Origin of the sequence: Streptomyces sp. NBC_00212 (assembly GCF_045206365.1) — a bacterium.
Classification (GTDB): Bacteria; Actinomycetota; Actinomycetes; order Streptomycetales; family Streptomycetaceae; genus Streptomyces.
This window is the reverse complement of sequence record NZ_CP108115.1, coordinates 4,001,295-4,018,136: the sequence shown is the minus strand read 5'-3', so window position 1 is coordinate 4,018,136 and position 16,842 is coordinate 4,001,295. Positions and strand designations below refer to the sequence as shown.

At 71.9% G+C, this 16,842-nt stretch carries 15 protein-coding genes and 1 tRNA gene; 6 read left to right on the top strand and 10 right to left on the bottom strand.

Going from position 1 to position 16,842, the window contains the following annotated elements:
- Window positions 1-44 precede the first annotated feature (44 nt).
- Window positions 45-1,181, bottom strand: a complete 1,137-nt coding sequence (locus OHA17_RS18330) for an ABC transporter ATP-binding protein (RefSeq protein WP_406507510.1) — start codon at window positions 1,179-1,181, stop codon at window positions 45-47.
- 220 nt (window positions 1,182-1,401) lie between these two features.
- Between OHA17_RS18330 and OHA17_RS18325 the strand changes: the two genes are divergently transcribed.
- Window positions 1,402-1,475 (top strand) — tRNA-Thr (locus OHA17_RS18325).
- Window positions 1,476-1,565: 90 nt separating this feature from the next.
- The gene (locus tag OHA17_RS18320) at window positions 1,566-3,665 is read left to right on the top strand and encodes a restriction endonuclease (protein ID WP_406507509.1); all 2,100 of its coding nucleotides are present in this window, start codon (window positions 1,566-1,568) and stop codon (window positions 3,663-3,665) included.
- 799 nt (window positions 3,666-4,464) lie between these two features.
- Here the strand turns inward: OHA17_RS18320 and OHA17_RS18315 are convergent.
- Window positions 4,465-5,856, bottom strand: coding sequence for an NAD(P)/FAD-dependent oxidoreductase (locus tag OHA17_RS18315; protein ID WP_406507508.1), 1,392 nt, complete (start codon window positions 5,854-5,856; stop codon window positions 4,465-4,467).
- A gap of 233 nt (window positions 5,857-6,089) precedes the next feature.
- Here OHA17_RS18315 and OHA17_RS18310 point away from each other — a divergent pair, with 233 nt between their 5' ends.
- Entirely contained in the window at window positions 6,090-6,815 is a 726-nt protein-coding gene (locus OHA17_RS18310) for a DsbA family protein (protein ID WP_406507507.1), read from the top strand.
- Here the strand turns inward: OHA17_RS18310 and OHA17_RS18305 are convergent.
- On the bottom strand, window positions 6,812-7,522 hold the full coding sequence (locus OHA17_RS18305) for a rhomboid-like protein (RefSeq protein WP_406507506.1): 711 nt from the start codon (window positions 7,520-7,522) through the stop codon (window positions 6,812-6,814). The two genes, OHA17_RS18310 and OHA17_RS18305, sit on opposite strands and share 4 nt — an antisense overlap.
- 143 nt (window positions 7,523-7,665) lie before the next feature.
- Between OHA17_RS18305 and OHA17_RS18300 the strand changes: the two genes are divergently transcribed.
- Window positions 7,666-8,865 (top strand): hypothetical protein, encoded by a 1,200-nt coding sequence (locus OHA17_RS18300; RefSeq protein ID WP_406507505.1) that lies wholly within the window; start codon window positions 7,666-7,668, stop codon window positions 8,863-8,865.
- A gap of 181 nt (window positions 8,866-9,046) precedes the next feature.
- On the top strand, window positions 9,047-9,517 hold the full coding sequence (locus tag OHA17_RS18295; RefSeq protein ID WP_406510754.1) for a GNAT family N-acetyltransferase: 471 nt from the start codon (window positions 9,047-9,049) through the stop codon (window positions 9,515-9,517).
- A gap of 65 nt (window positions 9,518-9,582) precedes the next feature.
- On the opposite strand, the gene OHA17_RS18290 is transcribed toward OHA17_RS18295, so the two are convergent.
- From OHA17_RS18290 to OHA17_RS18275, 4 genes are all read right to left on the bottom strand, one after another.
- Complete coding sequence (locus OHA17_RS18290; RefSeq protein ID WP_406507504.1) at window positions 9,583-9,780, bottom strand: hypothetical protein; 198 nt, start codon at window positions 9,778-9,780, stop codon at window positions 9,583-9,585.
- A 201-nt stretch (window positions 9,781-9,981) separates the two neighbouring features.
- The gene (locus OHA17_RS18285) at window positions 9,982-10,824 is read right to left on the bottom strand and encodes a helix-turn-helix domain-containing protein (protein ID WP_406507503.1); all 843 of its coding nucleotides are present in this window, start codon (window positions 10,822-10,824) and stop codon (window positions 9,982-9,984) included.
- Entirely contained in the window at window positions 10,821-11,573 is a 753-nt protein-coding gene (locus OHA17_RS18280) for a DUF6879 family protein (RefSeq protein WP_406507502.1), read from the bottom strand. The genes OHA17_RS18285 and OHA17_RS18280 overlap by 4 nt, the downstream gene beginning before the upstream one ends.
- Window positions 11,574-11,727: 154 nt before the next feature.
- Complete coding sequence (locus tag OHA17_RS18275; RefSeq protein ID WP_406507501.1) at window positions 11,728-12,939, bottom strand: NAD(P)-binding protein; 1,212 nt, start codon at window positions 12,937-12,939, stop codon at window positions 11,728-11,730.
- Between the two features lie 152 nt (window positions 12,940-13,091).
- On the opposite strand from OHA17_RS18275, the gene OHA17_RS18270 reads away from it, so the two are divergent.
- Window positions 13,092-13,775, top strand: a complete 684-nt coding sequence (locus tag OHA17_RS18270; RefSeq protein ID WP_234392206.1) for a pentapeptide repeat-containing protein — start codon at window positions 13,092-13,094, stop codon at window positions 13,773-13,775.
- Window positions 13,776-13,855: 80 nt separating this feature from the next.
- Here OHA17_RS18270 and OHA17_RS18265 read toward each other — a convergent pair whose 3' ends face one another.
- The 3 genes from OHA17_RS18265 to OHA17_RS18255 form a co-directional block, all read right to left on the bottom strand.
- Window positions 13,856-14,356, bottom strand: coding sequence for a hypothetical protein (locus OHA17_RS18265; RefSeq protein WP_406507500.1), 501 nt, complete (start codon window positions 14,354-14,356; stop codon window positions 13,856-13,858).
- 594 nt (window positions 14,357-14,950) lie between these two features.
- The gene (locus OHA17_RS18260) at window positions 14,951-15,577 is read right to left on the bottom strand and encodes a response regulator transcription factor (protein ID WP_053728166.1); all 627 of its coding nucleotides are present in this window, start codon (window positions 15,575-15,577) and stop codon (window positions 14,951-14,953) included.
- On the bottom strand, window positions 15,574-16,824 hold the full coding sequence (locus tag OHA17_RS18255; RefSeq protein ID WP_406507499.1) for a sensor histidine kinase: 1,251 nt from the start codon (window positions 16,822-16,824) through the stop codon (window positions 15,574-15,576). The genes OHA17_RS18260 and OHA17_RS18255 overlap by 4 nt, the downstream gene beginning before the upstream one ends.
- Between the last annotated feature and the right edge of the window lie 18 nt (window positions 16,825-16,842).

Below are 16,842 nucleotides of genomic sequence, written 5' to 3'. Positions count from 1 at the left end.
GCCGCCGAAATCGTAGACCCCCTGGTGGGGCCTTCGTAGCGTACTCAGTCGGTGAGGCGCTCGCCCGTCGAAGTGGAGAACACGTGGGTCTCACCCGGACGCGGGACGACGTGCAGCTGAGTGCCCTTGTCCGGGACGGCGCGGCCGTTCACGCGGACCACGAGGTCCTTCACTTCGCCGCCGACCTCGGCGGAACCGTACACATAACCGTCGGCGCCGAGCTCCTCGACGACGTTGACGGTGACGGCGAGACCGGCCGGGGCGTCCGCGGACTCCTTGCTGAGGGTCTTCGCGGCGCCGCCGTTCTGCTCGACGATGTCGAAGTGCTCGGGGCGGACGCCGACGGTGACCGTGCGGTCGCCCCGGTCGGCCGCGGCGGACAGCGCCTCGCGGCTGACCGGCACCACGCTGTTGCCGAACTTCACGCCGCCGTCGGTGATCGGCACCTCGACCAGGTTCATGGCGGGCGAGCCGATGAAGCCGGCGACGAAGAGGTTGACCGGACGGTCGTACATGTTGCGCGGCGAGTCGATCTGCTGGAGCAGACCGTCCTTGAGGACGGCCACGCGGTCGCCCATCGTCATGGCCTCGACCTGGTCGTGCGTGACGTACACGGTGGTGATGCCGAGCCGGCGCTGGAGCGAGGCGATCTGTGTACGGGTGGAGACGCGGAGCTTGGCGTCCAGGTTGGACAGCGGCTCGTCCATGAGGAAGACCTGCGGCTCGCGCACGATGGCGCGGCCCATCGCGACGCGCTGGCGCTGACCGCCGGAGAGCGCCTTGGGCTTGCGGTCCAGGTACTCACTCAGGTCGAGGATCTTGGCGGCCTCCTCGACCTTCTTCCGGATCTCCGCCTTGTTCACGCCGGCGATCTTGAGGGCGAAGCCCATGTTGTCGGCGACGGTCATGTGCGGGTACAGCGCGTAGTTCTGGAACACCATCGCGATGTCCCGGTCCTTGGGCGGCAGGTGCGTGACGTCACGCTCGCCGATGCGGATCGCTCCGCCATTGACGTCCTCCAGGCCCGCGAGCATGCGCAGCGAGGTGGACTTTCCGCAGCCCGAGGGGCCGACGAGGACGAGGAACTCGCCGTCCTCGATCTCGATCTCCAGACCGTCGACCGCGGGCTTGGTGGAGCCCGGGTAGATCCGGGTCGCCTTGTCGAACGTGACAGTGGCCATGACTGATGTGTCCCTTCACCGGCAGGAACGTGCCGGACGATCCGAGTAGAGGGAGAAGTGGTTTAGTCCACCTGAGTGGACTGGGTCAGGACGCTACCTGGGGATGCCCGTCCTGTCAGCAGTCCGGCCCCACCGAATTCCCGGGGCCTGGCCCCTCGCGCCCCGCCCCACCGCAATTCCCCGCCGCGCCCGCGCGAGCGTTGGTTACACTTCACGGGTTGCCTCCTTAGCTCAGTTGGCCAGAGCACCGCTCTTGTAAAGCGGGGGTCGTCGGTTCGAACCCGACAGGGGGCTCTGCCGCAACACAGCGCAACACAGCGTCCCGGGCCTGCCAGGTCCGGGACACTTGCTTTTCCGGGGTGTGGGGAGAGAGGCAGTCAACGCATGAGTCGTCGTTCCAGCGGGCTTGTCGGCGTCTGGGCGGAGGCGCAGCGTCAGCAGCAGCGCCAGCGGGAGGCGCAGCAGCGGGCGGTGGTACAGCAGCAGCGGCAGCAGCGGGCGTACGAGCGTGATCTCGCGCGGATGCAGCGCGAGCAGCAGGCGGTGTACCGGCAGGGGCGGGAAGCGGACGCCCGGCTTCGTACGGAGGAGTTGGAGGGGCAAGTCGCCCTGCTGGGCGGGCTGTTGGCGGACGGGTGTCGCGCGGCGCCGTTCCGGGTCGCGTCGCTGACCCGGGCGGAGGAGGTCGCGCCGTTCGAGCCCGGTCAGCTCGGGCAGCCGGTGGTGATGCCCGATCCGGCGCGCTATCAGGCCCAGGGCGGCTGGACGGCCGGGCGCCGGGCGCAGGCCCAGCAGGAGGCCGAGGCCAGGTACCAGCACGACTGGCGGGCCGCGCAGGCCGCCGAGGCACACCGCGTGCAGCAGCTCGCGGCGTACCGGGCGCAGTACGACGCATGGGCCGCCGAGCAGCTCGCCGAGGTGCGCGGGCACAACGCGGGCCTCGCCCAGCTGGTGGACGCGCTGCGGGCCGGCGAGCCGGGCGCGGCCGTCGACTACTTCTCGGCCGCCCTCTACTCCTCGGGCGCCTGGCCCGAGGGCTTCCCCCGGCAGGTGTCCGCCGCCTTCGACCGGGGCGCGCGCCAGCTCGTCCTCGACTGGGAGCTGCCCGGGGTCGAGGTGGTCCCCGAGGTCAAGTCCGTTCGCTACGTGGCAAGTTCGGACCAGGAGAAGGAGTCGGCCCGGCCCGTCACTCAGCGGCGGGCGCTGTACCGGGACGCGCTCGCGCAGTGCATGCTGCTCGTGCTGCGCGAGGTGTTCGCGGCCGATGAGTTCGGCTGCCTTGAGTCGGTCGCCCTGAACGGCTTCGTCGACGATGTGGATCCTGCCACCGGGCGTCCGGCGGAGATCTTCCTCGCGACGGTGAGCGTGCCGCGTGCCGCGTTCGAGTCGCTGAACCTCGGGCAGGTCAGCGCGGTCGACTGCCTGGTGGAGGCGCTGCGCGGCCAGCTGTCCGCGCGGCCCGACCAGCGCACTGCCGTACGCCCCGGGCGGCGGCCCGCCGACGTCGGTACGGGCGTCGTGTCGCACGGGGGCGGCGAGGAGCCCGACCTGTTCACGATGGACCCCATCGAGTTCGAGGGCCTGGTCGCCGAGCTGTTCCGGGCTCGCGGCATGCAGGCGCTCACCACCCAGCGCTCCAACGACGGCGGCGTCGACGTCGAGGCCCTCGACCCGGACCCGATCAGCGGCGGCCGGATCATCGTCCAGGTCAAGCGCTACCGCAACACGGTCCCGCCGACGGCGGTGCGCGATCTGTACGGCACGGTGCAGGGGGCCGGCGCCAACAAGGGCGTCCTGGTGACGACTTCTGGCTTCGGGCCCGGGTCGTACGGCTTCGCGGAGGGGAAGCCGTTGACGCTGGTGTCGGGGGCGGAGCTGGTGGATCTGCTGCATCAGCACGGGTTGCGGGGGCGGCTCGGTTCCGGCTCGGCCGAGCCGCCCGCTTCCGGGGAGGCGGCCGTTCCTGCCCAGCGGGCCGCGCGGGACGACGTTCCGGAGGACTTCAACATCCTCGGTATGACGTGGACCGGGGCGGTCTCGCTCGACGTGTGCGCGTTGGTGTGCCGGGGGTCTCGGGTGCTGGCCGAGGAACACTTCGTGTTCTTCAACAACCCGGAGAATCCCGGGAGTTCGGTACGGATGGTGCGGCCGGGGGCGGGGGGTGACCGGGCGGCCGTGCGGGTGGTCTTCGACGCGCTGCCGTCCGGTGCGGACCGGCTCGTGCTGGTGGCCGCGGTGGATCCGGAGGTGAATCCGGCCGGGGATCTGGGCGGGTTCACCTCGGCGGCGATATGTCTGCGGGATGCGGCGGGGCGTGAGCTGGACCGGCTCCCTGTCTCGGACGGGCGTCCGGGCGAGACGGCCCTGGTGCTCGGGTCTTTCCGCCGCCGGGCGGGGGGTGACTGGGACTTCGTCCCGGGTGGGAAGGGGTATCGGGGTGGGCTGGGGGAGTTGGTGGGGGAGTACGGGGTTGTGGTGGCCTGAGGGGTTGGCCCCCACCCCGCCCCTTCCCGCTGTGACGCTCTGCGGCTCCGCCGCGTGGCCTCCGGGGGTGTGGCTCGGCTGAGCCGGACTCCTGGGGCTCTGCCCCAGACCCCGGGGAGCCCCCACCCCACCCCTTCCCGAAACCCGCCGGGGGTTGAAGGAGCTTCTGGGGCTCCGCCCCAGACCCCGTTCGCGCCTGAAGGGCGCTCGTCCTCAAACGCCGGACGGGCTGAATATGGGCTGACGTCCGCTATCGACATTGCCCAGTGGGCGGGGATGCCTGCATGAACACGCCGCCAAGAACGCCCCGCTAGGGGCGCGGGGAACTGCGCGAGCAACCACGCACGGTCCGCGGTCGGGGGAGGGTTTAGGGGCGCGAGGAACTGCGCGCCCAGCCACGCACGGCCTGCGGTCGAAGGCGGGGTTGGGGGCCGCGGGAACGGCGCCGAACAACCGTCCACGACCCGCGGTCGAGAGCCGGGTTAGGGGCGCGAGGAACTGCGCGCCCAGCCACGGGCGGTCTGCGGTCGAGAGCGGGCTTGGGGGCGCGGGGAACTGCGCGAGCAACCACCCACGACCCGCGGTCGAGAGCCGGGTTAGGGGCGCGGGGAACTGCGCGACCAGCCACGCACGGCCTGCGGTCGAAAGCCGGGTTAGGGGCGCGAGGAACTGCGCGACCAGCCACGGACGACCCGAGGTCGAGAGCCGGGTTGGGGGCGCGGGCAACCCCGCGACCAGCCGGGCACCGGTCGTGGCAGAGCCACGGCGCAGAGGGGACTGGGCGCAGCCCAGGGGGTGGTTAGTGGCGGCCTGCGATTCGGTCGGCCAGGGTTGCGATGTGGGCCGTCGTGGCCGCGTGGGTCAACCGCTCCCGCCGGTCCGCGGCCCGGTACGCCGCGTACATCCCCGTCACTCCCAGCCAGCGCAGTGGCTCCGGCTCCCACCGCCGCACCTCGTGGTTGACCCACGGCAGAGCCGTCAGTTCAGTGGCCCCCGCCTGCCCCGAGTCCTGCCGCACCAGGTCCCGCAACGTACGCGCCGCGAGGTTCGCCGTGGCCACGCCCGAGCCGACGTAGCCGCCCGCCCAGCCGAGCCCCGTCGTACGGTCCAGGGTGACCGAGGCGCACCAGTCGCGCGGCACGCCGAGGACCCCCGACCAGGCGTGGCTCACGCGGGCCCCGGCCAGTTGGGGGAAGAAGCGCACCAGGATTTCCCGTAGCGCCTCGACGGTCGCCGCCTGGGTGCGGCCGTCGTTGTCCGTCCGTGAGCCGAAGCGGTACGGGACGCCGCGGCCGCCCAGCGCGATGCGGTCGTCCGCCGTGCGCTGCGCGTACATGTACGCGTGCGCCATGTCGCCCAGCGTCTCGCGCCCCGCCCAGCCGATCGCCTCCCACACCTCCGGCCCGAGCGGCTCCGTCGTGATCATGGAGGAGTTCATCGGCAGCCAGGCCCGCCGCTGCCCCTTCAGCGAGGCCGTGAACCCCTCGGTGCAGCGCAGGATGTAGGGCGCGCGCACCGTTCCGTACGGGGTGACGGCGTGCCGGGGCCGGATCTCGGTGACCGGTGTCGACTCGTACACCGTGACCCCGAGCGCCTCGACCGCCGCTGCGAGGCCCTTGAGCAGCTTCACCGGGTGGATGCGCGCCCCGTGCGGGGTCCAGGTGGCCCCGACCGCCCCGCTGACCCGGATCCGTTCCGCCGTCTCGCGCGCCCCGAGCAGTACCCGGTCCTTCTCGCCGAAGGCGGTCTCGGCGGCGTGAAACGCCTTGAGGCGCCCCAACTGGGCCGGTGTATAAGCGACTTCGAGCACGCCGCCTTGGTGGATGTCGGCCTCGATCCCTTCCTCCCCGGCGACCCGCACCACCTCGCCCACGGTGTCGTTCACCGCCTGCTGGAGGCGGACCGCGCTCTCCTGGCCGTGCAGCTTCGCGTACCGGTCGCGGCCCGCGATGCCGTTGTACAGCCAGCCGCCGTTGCGGCCGGAGGCGCCGTAACCGCAGAAGCGGGACTCCAGGACGGTGATGTTGAGGAAGGGCGCCGCCTTCTTCAGGTAGTACGCCGTCCACAGGCCGGTGTATCCGCCGCCGACGATCACCACGTCGGCGGCGGCGTCGCCGGGCAGCGGCTCGCGGGGCGTGGGGATGCCGTCGGTCGCGTACCAGAAGGAGATACCGCCGTTGATCGTGCTCATGGGCACGTTCGTACACCTGGGTCACCGGGCTGTCCACCCTCCGAGAGCTCTCGGACAGCTCTCGGGCAGCCCTTGAGAACCTACGGAATCCGCAGGTGACAGGGCCGTTGCGGAATCCGTGGGACCAATGGCGGCGTGGGGCGGGACCTTTGGCGGCCGGGGCGGTGCGATGGGGTGTTTAGTGTCGAAGGTTAGGTTTTTTGCTCTGTTTTGTGCCGAAAGGTTGAATCTTCATGGGTGTACGCAGTTTCCGTCGTGCCGCCGTCGCGGTGGCGGCGGCCACGGCCCTCTGCCTGTCGGCGGCGGCCTGCTCCTCGGACTCGGGCTCGGGCACGTCCTCGCAGGCGGAGCTCACCGCGAAGACCTCCCCGGACGCCGCCACGCTCGCGAAGCTGCCCGCGAAGGTCGAGGGTGCGGAAATCGTCGTCGGTGATCCGAACGCGCCCCACACCGTGACGGTGTACGAGGACCCGCGCTGCCCGTTCTGCATGCACTACGAGGGCGGCGGAGCCGCGGCGGTCGCCAAGCTCGCCGCCGAGAAGAAGGTCAAGGTCCGCTACACGATCGCCTCGTTCCTCGACGCCAACTTCGGCGGGGACAGCTCGAAGCGGGCCGTGAACGCGATGCGGGCCTCGGTCGAGCAGGGCAAGTTCCCGGAGTTCCACGCGGCCGTGTTCGCGAGCCAGCCGGCGAAGGAGACGGACGACGCCTTCACCGCCGACAACCTCCTGAAGATCGCCGACAAGGTGCCCGGCCTGCGCGGGGCCGCCTTCGACAAGGCGGTACGGGAGAACACCTACAAGGACTTCGTGAAGGCGGCGGAGGGGGCGTTCGAGAGCTCGGGCGTCAACAGCAGCCCCGTGATCCTGATCGACGGGAAGAAGCCGGCGGGTGACGGCCGGGCGATCTTCAACGAGGAGGCGTTCAAGAAGGTGCTGGCGGACGCGGGCATCTCCTAGCGGGTGCGGTCCTTGGCCCGCGCCCCCGAGAACCCCATCCCCCGGCCGGCCGTACGCAGCGTGTCGGCCGGGTTCCAGGGCGCGCCGCCCCGCCCGCGGGTGAGCGGGTAGCAGGCAAGGCCGACCAGCACGGACGCGAAGTGCCCGAGGTCGGTGAAGGTGCGCCCGCCGAGGAGCGGAGCGCCGTAGACGACGAGAATCGCGGCGAGGTACAGGTAGCGACAGGGCCGTGCGATCCGGTACGTGAGCACGGCGACGACACCCGCCAGGGCGTAACTCACGCCCACATCAAGGGTGTTGACGGCCGAGTGGGGTGCGTAGCCGTGCCGGACGGCCCACAGCAGGGCGCCCTCGCTGATGAAGGTGGCGGCCACGTGCGTGCCGAAGGCGACGATCAGCCAGCGCAGGGTGCCGAGCCAGCGTTCGGCCTGGGCGTGGAAGACGGAGTAGAGCACGGCGTACGGGAGCCAGCCGCCGCCGTCGATCCAGAAGGCGCTCGCGATCAGGACCCGGCGCGGGTTGGCCGACAGCTCGTGGATGTTGGTGGACCGCTGCCGCAGGAAGTCCGCCTCGAACTCCGGTGACATGTGGTGCATGGCGATGGTCGTGACGAACAGCGCGGCCAGCCAGAGGTAGGTGCCGGGTGCGCTGCGGACGTAACGCCGGACGCGGCGGAGCACTCGCCCGCCGGGCGGAAATGGCCTCATGCCCCGATTCACGCACGGCGGCGGGACGGGCGGGGGGGCCGACATTCGAGGCTAGCCATCCGGATCGGGGCATCCCGGGGATGGGCCAACGATGCGTCCGCTCCCTAGACTTGAAGCCATCGATCTGCCACGGGGGGTGGGCCATGGCCATTGAGCTGGCGGTCGCACTGGGGGCGCTTGCGGCACGCGCGGTCGTCGCCCAGCTGATCCAGGGCCGGCCCATGGACAACGCGGACTGGGCCGGGGTGGCGACCCAGGTGGTGGACGTCCTGGTCACCACGTCGACCCGGCAGGAGTCGGACGTCCATCAACTCGGCCAGAAATTCACCGAGTTGGGGCGCAAGGTCGACCTCGTGAGCCGGCAGGTGGGTGACATCCCGGGGCGCGAGTTCGAGGAGTACATGGCCGCCGGACGCCGCTACGTACGCGATCTGCCCGACGCGTGGCGGAGCCGGAAGGACCGCCGCGAACTGATCCGCGACGCCCGCCGCGAGTTCGTGCACGCCTACGGGATCGCGGAACACATGAAGTCCCCGCAGCGTCAGGCGGTGGCGGACGTGGCCATCGCCGGCTGCTGGCTGTGGGTGCCCTCGCTGCCCGACGTGAGGAAGACGATCGGGGCGGCCCGGGGGATCCTGGAGAAGGAGATGCTGTACGGGACGTCGCTGCCGACCAAGTCGTACGCCGACGTGCTGTACCTCTGCAAGAGGTACGGCGAGCAGCCCGCCACGGCGGGGAAGCCGATCCTGCCGGCGACGCCGGGAAGGCCGCCCACCGGCGGGGCGCGCCTCGCCGTCCGTGTGAAGTACGGCGACCCGGTCGTGTGCGCGGGGGTGGAGATGCGGGTGGAGGAACTCCCGCCCGAAGCCGACGACCCCCCGAGGGCGGCCCGCCCCGGCACGCGCAATCCCGACCCCCTGCCACTGGGGAGGTTCCCCCGGAACCCCCAGCCGCCGATGCTGTTCCCGCGAAACCCCCAGCCACCTGGGCGCTTCCAGCGCAACCCTCAGCGCATCACGTACTTCCCGCTGAACCCTCAGCCATCCGTACGGGACCTGGGCCTCCCTCAGGCACCCGTGCCGCCGCCACCGCGGAAAAGGGTCAGGGTCCACGTACGGAACCACCGGGCCGAGTGGATCGCGGTCTCCGTGACCGCCGACGCCGTCATCGCCCGGCTCCCCGGCGCGGGGAACACCCTGCCGACCGAGAACCGGGTGAGGCCCGGGGCGGCGGCGACCTTCGAACTGACCCGCCCGCGAGCCGCGCTCAACACGTCGATCCTGGCGGCGTCGGGCATCCCGGCCGTCCCGGGGCTCCCGAACATCGGCTTCGTCCTGCCGTAGGCCTGTTTCGGGGGTCCGAGGGTCCGAGGGTCCGAGGGTCCGAGGGTCCGAGGGTCCGGGGGTCCGGGGGTCCGGGTGTGGCGCGGGTCCGCAAGGCGAAACGGTCGCGCGGGAGGCCGGGCAGGAGGCCTACCCTCCGCCCATGACGACACCCATGACCACGCCTGTGCCGAAGCCGCCTGTGATTCGCAACGCCACGATCTCCGACATCCCCGTGATCCACCAGATGGTCCAGGAGCTGGCCGACTACGAGAAGTGCCTGGACGAGGCACGCGCCACCGAGGACCAGCTCCGCGAGGCCCTGTTCGGCGAGCACCCGGCCGCGTTCGCGCACATCGCGCAGGACGAGTCGGGCAGCCCGGTGGGTTTCTCCCTCTGGTTCCTGAACTTCTCGACGTGGCGCGGGGTGCACGGCATCTACCTGGAGGACCTGTACGTACGCCCCGAGGCCAGGGGCGGCGGCCACGGCAAGGCCCTCCTGACGGAACTGGCCCGCATCTGCGTGGCGCGGGGGTACGAGCGCCTGGAGTGGTCGGTCCTGAACTGGAACACCCCGTCGATCGCGTTCTACGAGTCGCTGGGGGCGCGGCCGCAGGACGAGTGGATGGTGTACCGGCTCACGGATGAGGCGCTGGCCGGCCTCGGGGCGTAGCCGAAGGCTTTTGGCGACACGCGGCGCCCCGGTCGACAACCCCTTTCGCCGGGGCGCCGTGCTCTTCATGGGGCGTCGGGCTTGTGGTCGGGGTGGCTGCGGACGTCGGCCGAGGCGTTGAAGCGGGCGGTGGCGTTGCCCGCCTTCATGGCGGCCTCCAGGCGGGTCATGGCGTCGGTGCAGCCGCCGCAGCCGGGGACGGGTTTGGCTTCGTACAGCCAGGCGTCCAGGGAGCTGGAGCTTGCCGGAGGGATGGCCCACACCAGGGGGTCCTCCTGGTCGTGCTGCGTGTGATCGCGGTTCGGTACTTGTGGAACATCGGCCTGCCTTCCCTTCGCGCGTCCTGGGCTCACGGAGCACGGCCACTCCGAGCCCGTCCCAGGGAAGTTAGGGAACGCGGGCGAGGGCCGTGGGCCCTGATGCGCGGTGATTCGCGCGGGGCGGGACGCGGTTCGGGGCGATGCTCAGGAGGCGTCCAGCGCCCGTCTCGCGCGGGTGATCACGCGGTGGGCGTCGGCTCCGTAGACGGCCGAATCGGCGAGTGCCTGCCAGACCCGGCCGTACACGGCGACGGTCTCGGCATCGTCGAGCCACAGCTCCGCGTGCCAGTCCTCCGCGATCACCAGGCGGTCGTCGTAGAGCCAGAAGGCGTTGGCCGGCGGGAGCCCGAGCGGGGCGCCGAGCGGGACGATGCCGAGGGAGACGGTGTCGAGTCCGAGTACGCCGCTGAGCCGGTCGAGCTGTGCGGCCAGGACAGCAGGCGGGCAGACCAGGGCCCGCAGGGCCGCCTCCCACAGGACGATGTGGAAGGTCCTGCCCGGCACGTACAGCATTTCCTGGCGCTTCACGCGGGCCCGGACGGCTTCCTCTACATCGCGTACCGACCGGTGAAGGTCCACGTACTGCGAGAACACGTGACGGGCGTACTCGGCCGTCTGGAGCATGCCGACGACCATGGAGCCCTGCCAGGCCCGGAGGACCCTGGAGCGCTCGTACTCGGCTGTGAGCGTGTCCTGAACCGGCCTGTCTCCGGCGGCGAGTTGGCGCCGCCAGGAGCGGGACCGGGACTCCAGGCTCCGAAGCCTGGAGGTCAGCTCTTCGGCTGCCTGCGGGCAGCCCGTGCCGTGTGCCCACGCCACCAGGTCATCGGCCGTCGCCGTCTGGCGTCCGGTCTCCAGTTTGCTGACCTTGGACTGGGGCCATCCCAGTTCGCTCGCCAACTCCCTTCCCGTGAAGCCCCGTTCGGCGCGCAGCTCGCGCAGCCGCGCGCCGAGGGCAGCCCTGGCCTGCTGGAAGTCGGTGGTCACTCGGCGGACGGCACCTGGCCCGCGAACACGTCGTACGGGACGGCGTGGTGCCAGGCCGCGTCGCGGACCTGGCAGGCGCGCACCACCTGGACCGGGTCCGTGATGAGTTCGACGCCGGTCATTCGGTCGTCGTCATCGAAGTGAAGGCGTGCGATCACCCGTGAGTCGAAGAGCCAGAAGTCTTCGGCCGGGAGCCTCAGCCGCTCGGCCTCGCTCCTCCAGAGGTTGCGGATGTCCTCGCCCACGGCGCTGTTGCGACGGGCGTTGTCGAGCAGGTACCGCTGGCCCGGTGTCGGCGGGTCGTCCACGATGCGTACGCGCTCGAACCGCTTGCCCAGGGCCGCCTGTTCGCGCCGGGACGCGCACCACGGGTCGTCGAGGTCCCACCCGGCGTCCTCGCCCCGGACGAACCGGCGGTAGGTCTCGGTCTCCTCGTCCGACTCGTAGCGGCGGCGGGTCTCCAGGCGCCAGGCGGTGTGTTCGAAGGTCCGGAACATCCCTCCGAACTCGTCGAAGCCGATCATCACCGGCACCTTGTCCGCCTCCCTCGGGGCGAAATCCGCCAGCAGCACACGCGGCACCGCGACGACCCCTTCCCCGGGCTTGACGTTGCGGAGCTGAGCCAGGTCGTCGGGGCCGGTCACTACGTCACCCTGTACGAGGACCTCCCCGGTATCCAGGTCTTCGTACAGGGTCGGGCAGCCGTCGTTGCCGGAGTTGGTGCCGATGATGCGCAGTCGCCGGGCCATGGTCGTTCCTCTCACGCCGGACAGATCAGGATCACGGAGGGATCACGACCAGGATGAGACCGGCACCGGTGTTCTGTCCGGCTTGATTCGCGGATATTCGCGCAGCGTCCATGAGGCTCCTTTGACGGCCGGGTCGGGTGAACTGCCGTTGGCGTCAGGCGCGATGGGAGTCCAGCCGAGCCAGCCTCAACTCCTTCAGCGCCAGCGAAGCCGCCTCCATCCCGCTGTTGAAGGCCACCTCCGAGAGGATTCCCGGGGCCGCCACCTGGTCGCCCGCCAGGTACACCCCGTGGCTCCGGGCGATCGCGGGGCGGTCGCGCCATGTCGTGCCGGGTGGGTCGACCGCGCCGGTGCGGCCCGTCGCGACGGCCTCGCGGCGCCACGTCTCGCGGGCGCGCCAGCCCGGGAACCCCGCGTCCAACAGGCACTCCGCATGCTCGATTCCGGCCGCCTTCGACTCGCCCGGGGCGATGGGGAAGTGGCCCTGGTACAGGTGCTCGCCGGCCGGGGCGAGGCCCGGGTCGTTGCCGGTGAAGCGTTCCAGCCAGCCGGGGGCGTCCAGGTCGGAGACCACGAACGGGTCGCCCCGGTGGGCGGCGAGCGCCAGGTCGAGCAGGGCGGCGCGGCCGCTCGGCCAGGTGAGGCCGGTGTCGCCGAGGAGGCGGCGGGCCGCGTCCAGGGAGGTGGCCACCACGACCGGTCCCTCGGCGGTGCGGGGGAGTTCGCCGATGCGGGCGTCCGTTTCGATGCGTACGCCCAGGTCCCAGGCGCGCGACGCCATCCGCTCGATGAGCGCGCCCCAGCCGCCGACCGGGTAGTGCGCCTCCGGCGGCAGGGCCGCCGCGCGGTGCAGGCGCTCCTGCACGAAGCGGGCGGAGAGCGAACCCGGGTCGTGGTGGAAGAGGGCGACGGCTATGTAGAGCGCGGCCGCGCGGGCCCCCTGATGACCCACCTGCTGGGTGGCCCAGGTCGCGAAGTCGGTGTCCACCGGGGCCAGTTCGGGCCGCTTGCGGGCCAGGCGCAGCAGGGCGAGCGGCGGGGTGCGGTGCAGGGTTCCGCGCCGGAGGAAGCGGAACCGTACCGCCTCCGCCGGGCGCACGGACGCGACCGGGCCGAGCAGTCCGCGCTGCTTGAGCCAGGCCCAGTGCGGGCCCCCGTTGTAGAGGGCGTGCGGACCCTCGTTGGTCCGGTACGGGGCCGCGGCGGTACGGGCCCGGCCGCCCAGGCCGCCGTGCGCCTCGTACAGCGTGACGGCCGCGCCGGACTCCGCGGCGGTGATCGCGGCGGTCAGTCCGGCGAAGCCGCCGCCCACGACGGTGATCCGGCCGGTGCGGCCCCGGCCCGGCCCTGCTGGCCCTGCTGACATTGCTGTCTCCCTTCGCGATGCGCACGGCGTACGGAAACAGGACGGAGCAGACGGCCGGAATGTGACATGTCCGGGCCGCGAATTTACGGAGCTGGGGGTTCCCCCGTTCGCGAGCAGGGGTGATTGTCAGTGCCATGGTCCAGCATGGGGACATGGCAGCGGCACGGAGTGCGAAGAAGACGGCGGCTACGGCGGGCGCCCGCAGGGCGGAGGTGCGACTGCCGCCACTGGCGCCGTTCGGCGCGGGTGAGCTGGAGCCGGAGGGTGATTACGACGGGCTTGAGTTCAGGGACCTCGACCTGGCCGGACAGCAGGCGCACAGCGCGCGCTTCCTCGACTGCGCGCTCTACGGCTGCGGCCTGGACGACACGCGGCTGACCGGGGCCCGCTTCATCGACTCGGTGCTTTCGGGGATCCGCGGCGTCGGTACGGATCTGGCGCGGGCGAGCCTGCGCGATGTGGAGGTCCGCGACGTCCGCATGGGCGGGGTGCAACTGCACGGCTCGGTGCTCGAACGGGTGCTGATCAAGGGCGGAAAGATCGACTACCTGAACCTGCGCGAGGCCGAGCTGCGCGACGTCGTCTTCGACGGCTGCGTCCTGTCCGAGCCGGACTTCGGCGGGGCCACGCTGGTGCGGGTCGAGTTCCACGGCTGCGAACTGCGCGGGGCCGACTTCACGGGCGCCCGGATGAAGGACGTCGACCTGCGCGGCGCGACCCTGCTCGACATCGCGCGCGGGGTGGAACGGCTCGCGGGCGCGGTCATCAGTCCGACCCAACTCCTGGACCTGGCACCGGCGTTCGCGGCGCAGGTGGGGGTGCGGGTGGAGGCGTGAGGGCTCGCTGAGGAGGGATTCGGGGGCTTCGGGGGGGGCTTCGCCGCTCGACCCGGTTCTTCGTCGGCCCCGCCGGGCCGTCAGCCGATCCTGGGGAACCGAGCCTGGAGGTCCCAGACGATCGGGTTGTCGCCGAGGCCCTCGTGCATGTCGGTCAGGTCGGCGATCAGGTCGTGCAGGAAGTCCCTCGTCTCGCGGCGGAGTTCGGTGTGCGAGAACGTGAGGGGCTCCTCGTCGGCGGGCATCCAGTCCGCCTCCACGTCCACCCAGCCGAAGCGGCGCTCGAAGAGCATCCGGTCCGTCGACTCGGTGAAGTCGATCTCGGCGTACTGGGGCCGCGCGGCGCGCGAGCCGAGCGGGTCCCGGTCCAGGAGCTCCACGGTGTCGGACAGCGCCCACGCGAAGTCGAGCACCGGCACCCATCCCCAGGCTGTGGACACCTCGCGGTCCGCCTTGGTGTCGGCGAGGTAGACGTCTCCGCAGAACAGGTCGTGGCGCAGGGTGTAGACGTCCGCGCGGCTGTAGTCGATCCGCGTGGGGTCGGGGAAGCGGCGGGATAGGGAGTAGCCGATGTCGAGCACGGGTCGATGGTGTCATGGCCGGGGTGGGCACCCCTTCCGCAACCCCCTCACGGGGCTCCGCCCCGAACCCCGGGGCTCTTCGCCCTGGGCTGTGCCCTTGAACCCCGGGGGTGTCTGCCCTGGGCTGCGCCCTGACCCCGGGGGGGGGCTCCGTCCCCGGACCTTTGCTCCTCAAACGCCGGAGGGGCTTGAATGCGTGATTCTTCGGCTGCGGACCGGTGGGGGCTGGTCGCGCCCACGCGGGGGAGCCGCACAATGTCACTGCCCCGCGCCCCTAGCGGGGTCGGTGCTGGCCCGCACCGGAGCATTTCAGCCCGTCATGGGGGTCCCCCCTGGCCCTTAAGGCCTTGGGGGAGTTTGAGGACGAGCGCCCTCAAGGCGCGAACGGGGTCTGGGGCGGAGCCCCAGGAACGACCACCGGGCCGCAGCAGAACCTTCGCCCCCGGAGGGTTTCGGGAAGGGGCGGGGCGGGGGGCTTCTGGGGTCTGGGGCGGAGCCCCAGCGCACCCCCCAGAGCCACGCGGCGGAGCCGCAGGTCGTCCCGCCCGGGGAGCCACCCCGGGTGCTGGCGCGGCTACCCGCACTCCGCCCCCGTCAGGGCAGAAGCCGCCGCTCCTTGGCCACGGAAACCGCCCCCGCCCGCGTCTCGACCCCGAGCTTGTCGTAGATCCGGCCCAGATGGGTCTTCACCGTCGCCTCGCTGATGAACAGCGCGCGGGCGATTTCCCGGTTGCCCAGGCCGTTCGCCAGCTGGGCCAGGATGTCGAGTTCGCGGGGTGTGAGGGTGGGGCGGGAGGCGCCGCGGAGCTGGTTCATGACGCGGCTGGCCACCGGCGGGGACAGCGTGGTGCGGCCCTCGGCGGCCGCCCGGATCGCGGCGAAGAGCTCCTCGGGGCGTTCGGCTTTGAGGAGGTAGCCGGTCGCGCCCGCCGCGATCGCCCGCGTGATGTCGGCGTCCGTGTCGTAGGTGGTGAGGACCAGGACGTGCACCCCGGTCGCGGAGATGCGCCGGGTGGCCTCCACGCCGTCGATGCCGGGGCCCAGCTGGAGGTCCATCAGTACTACGTCCGGCTTCAGCTTGGCCGCCGCGGCCACCGCCTCCTCGCCGCTGCCGGCCTCCCCGGCCACCTCGATGTCCGGCTCGCTGCCGATGAGCGCGAGCAGCCCCGCGCGCACCACCGCGTGGTCGTCGCAGAGCAGAATCCGTACGGGGTCGGTCATGGCCGGGGCTCCAGGGGGATCGCGGCGGACAGGACGGTGCCCTCGCCGGGGGCCGATTCGACGGTCAGGCTCCCGCCGAGCTGCCGCACCCGCGCGTACATGGCGGGCAGGCCGTGGCCCCGTACGCCCGGGACGGATGCCCCCGGCGCGCCAAGAGCCCCCGGGTCGAACCCCTGCCCGTCGTCCGCGATGTCCAGCACCACCTGGTCGCCCAGATAGGTGAGCGTCAGCGCCGCAGCCGTCGCCCCCGCGTGCTCCCGTACGTTCGCGAGGGCGCCCTGGGCGATGCGCAGCAGGGCGGAGCCCACGCGGTCGGGCAGCGGGGTGGTCGGCGCGCCGTCGATGTGGCAGCGCACCTCGACCGACCCCGACTCCGCCGACTCCCGCGCCGCCAGCGTGCGCAGCGCCGCGTCCAGGCCGCCGCCCTCCGCCAGGTCCGCCGGGGCCAGATCGTGGACGAACCGGCGTGCCTCCGCGAGGTTGCGCTCCGCGATGGACTCCGCCGTACGGACATGACGCCGCGCCGCGCCGGGGTCGGCGGCCCACACCCGGTCGGCCGCCTGGAGCAGCATCTGCTGACTGGACAGGCCCTGCGCGAGGGTGTCGTGGATCTCCATCGAGAGCCGCTGCCGCTCGGCGAGCGTGCCCTCGCGGCGTTCGGTGGCGGCGAGCTCGCGCCGGGTGCGCAACAGGTCGTCGATCAACTCCCGCTGCTGGTCGGCAAGTTGGTGCTGGCGGTCGGCCTGCCGCTGCATCTGGACGAACACGGCCGTCGCGATCGCCGCGACGGCGGGCGGCGCGAGGACCAGGTTCGGGTCGAACCCGTCGGGGGACAGCTCGACCTGGGCCGTCACGACGAACGCCGTCAGCACCCCGACCAGCACCAGCGCCGCGCGCGGCCGCAGCGTGCGCAGGCCGGTGTAGAACAACGGCACCGCGCACCACGCGAAGCTCGGCGCGAGCACGACCAGGACCATCCAGGTGGCCACGACCCCGCCCAGCCACGCGAGCCGCCGCGGGGTCGGCCGCGAACCCGGCGCCGGGCCGAGCACGTACAGCACGGCCAGCGCGGCCGACAGCGCGATGATCCAGGGCGTACGCGGCTCTCCGGGATGCCGGATCAGGAACCGCGCGAGCGAGGCCCCGAGCAGCAGGAAGAACGCGGCATGCATGACGACGGGCAGCCACCGCTCGGTGCCCGCCGGGTCGACGAGCCCATGCGTCCCACGTTCGCCCTCGCCGCCCATCCACCCACCTCACCTGCG

Excerpts from the sequence above, each read along its gene's own strand:
- OHA17_RS18330 (WP_406507510.1), bottom strand. The coding sequence starts at position 1,181 with ATGGCCACTGTCACGTTCGACAAGGCGACCCGGATCTACCCGGGCTCC.
- OHA17_RS18320 (WP_406507509.1), top strand. The coding sequence starts at position 1,566 with ATGAGTCGTCGTTCCAGCGGGCTTGTCGGCGTCTGGGCGGAGGCGCAG.
- OHA17_RS18315 (WP_406507508.1), bottom strand. The coding sequence starts at position 5,856 with ATGAGCACGATCAACGGCGGTATCTCCTTCTGGTACGCGACCGACGGC.
- OHA17_RS18310 (WP_406507507.1), top strand. The coding sequence starts at position 6,090 with ATGGGTGTACGCAGTTTCCGTCGTGCCGCCGTCGCGGTGGCGGCGGCC.
- OHA17_RS18305 (WP_406507506.1), bottom strand. The coding sequence starts at position 7,522 with ATGAGGCCATTTCCGCCCGGCGGGCGAGTGCTCCGCCGCGTCCGGCGT.
- OHA17_RS18300 (WP_406507505.1), top strand. The coding sequence starts at position 7,666 with ATGGCCATTGAGCTGGCGGTCGCACTGGGGGCGCTTGCGGCACGCGCG.
- OHA17_RS18280 (WP_406507502.1), bottom strand. The coding sequence starts at position 11,573 with ATGGCCCGGCGACTGCGCATCATCGGCACCAACTCCGGCAACGACGGC.
- OHA17_RS18275 (WP_406507501.1), bottom strand. The coding sequence starts at position 12,939 with ATGTCAGCAGGGCCAGCAGGGCCGGGCCGGGGCCGCACCGGCCGGATC.
- OHA17_RS18270 (WP_234392206.1), top strand. The coding sequence starts at position 13,092 with ATGGCAGCGGCACGGAGTGCGAAGAAGACGGCGGCTACGGCGGGCGCC.
- OHA17_RS18260 (WP_053728166.1), bottom strand. The coding sequence starts at position 15,577 with ATGACCGACCCCGTACGGATTCTGCTCTGCGACGACCACGCGGTGGTG.
- OHA17_RS18255 (WP_406507499.1), bottom strand. The coding sequence starts at position 16,824 with ATGGGCGGCGAGGGCGAACGTGGGACGCATGGGCTCGTCGACCCGGCG.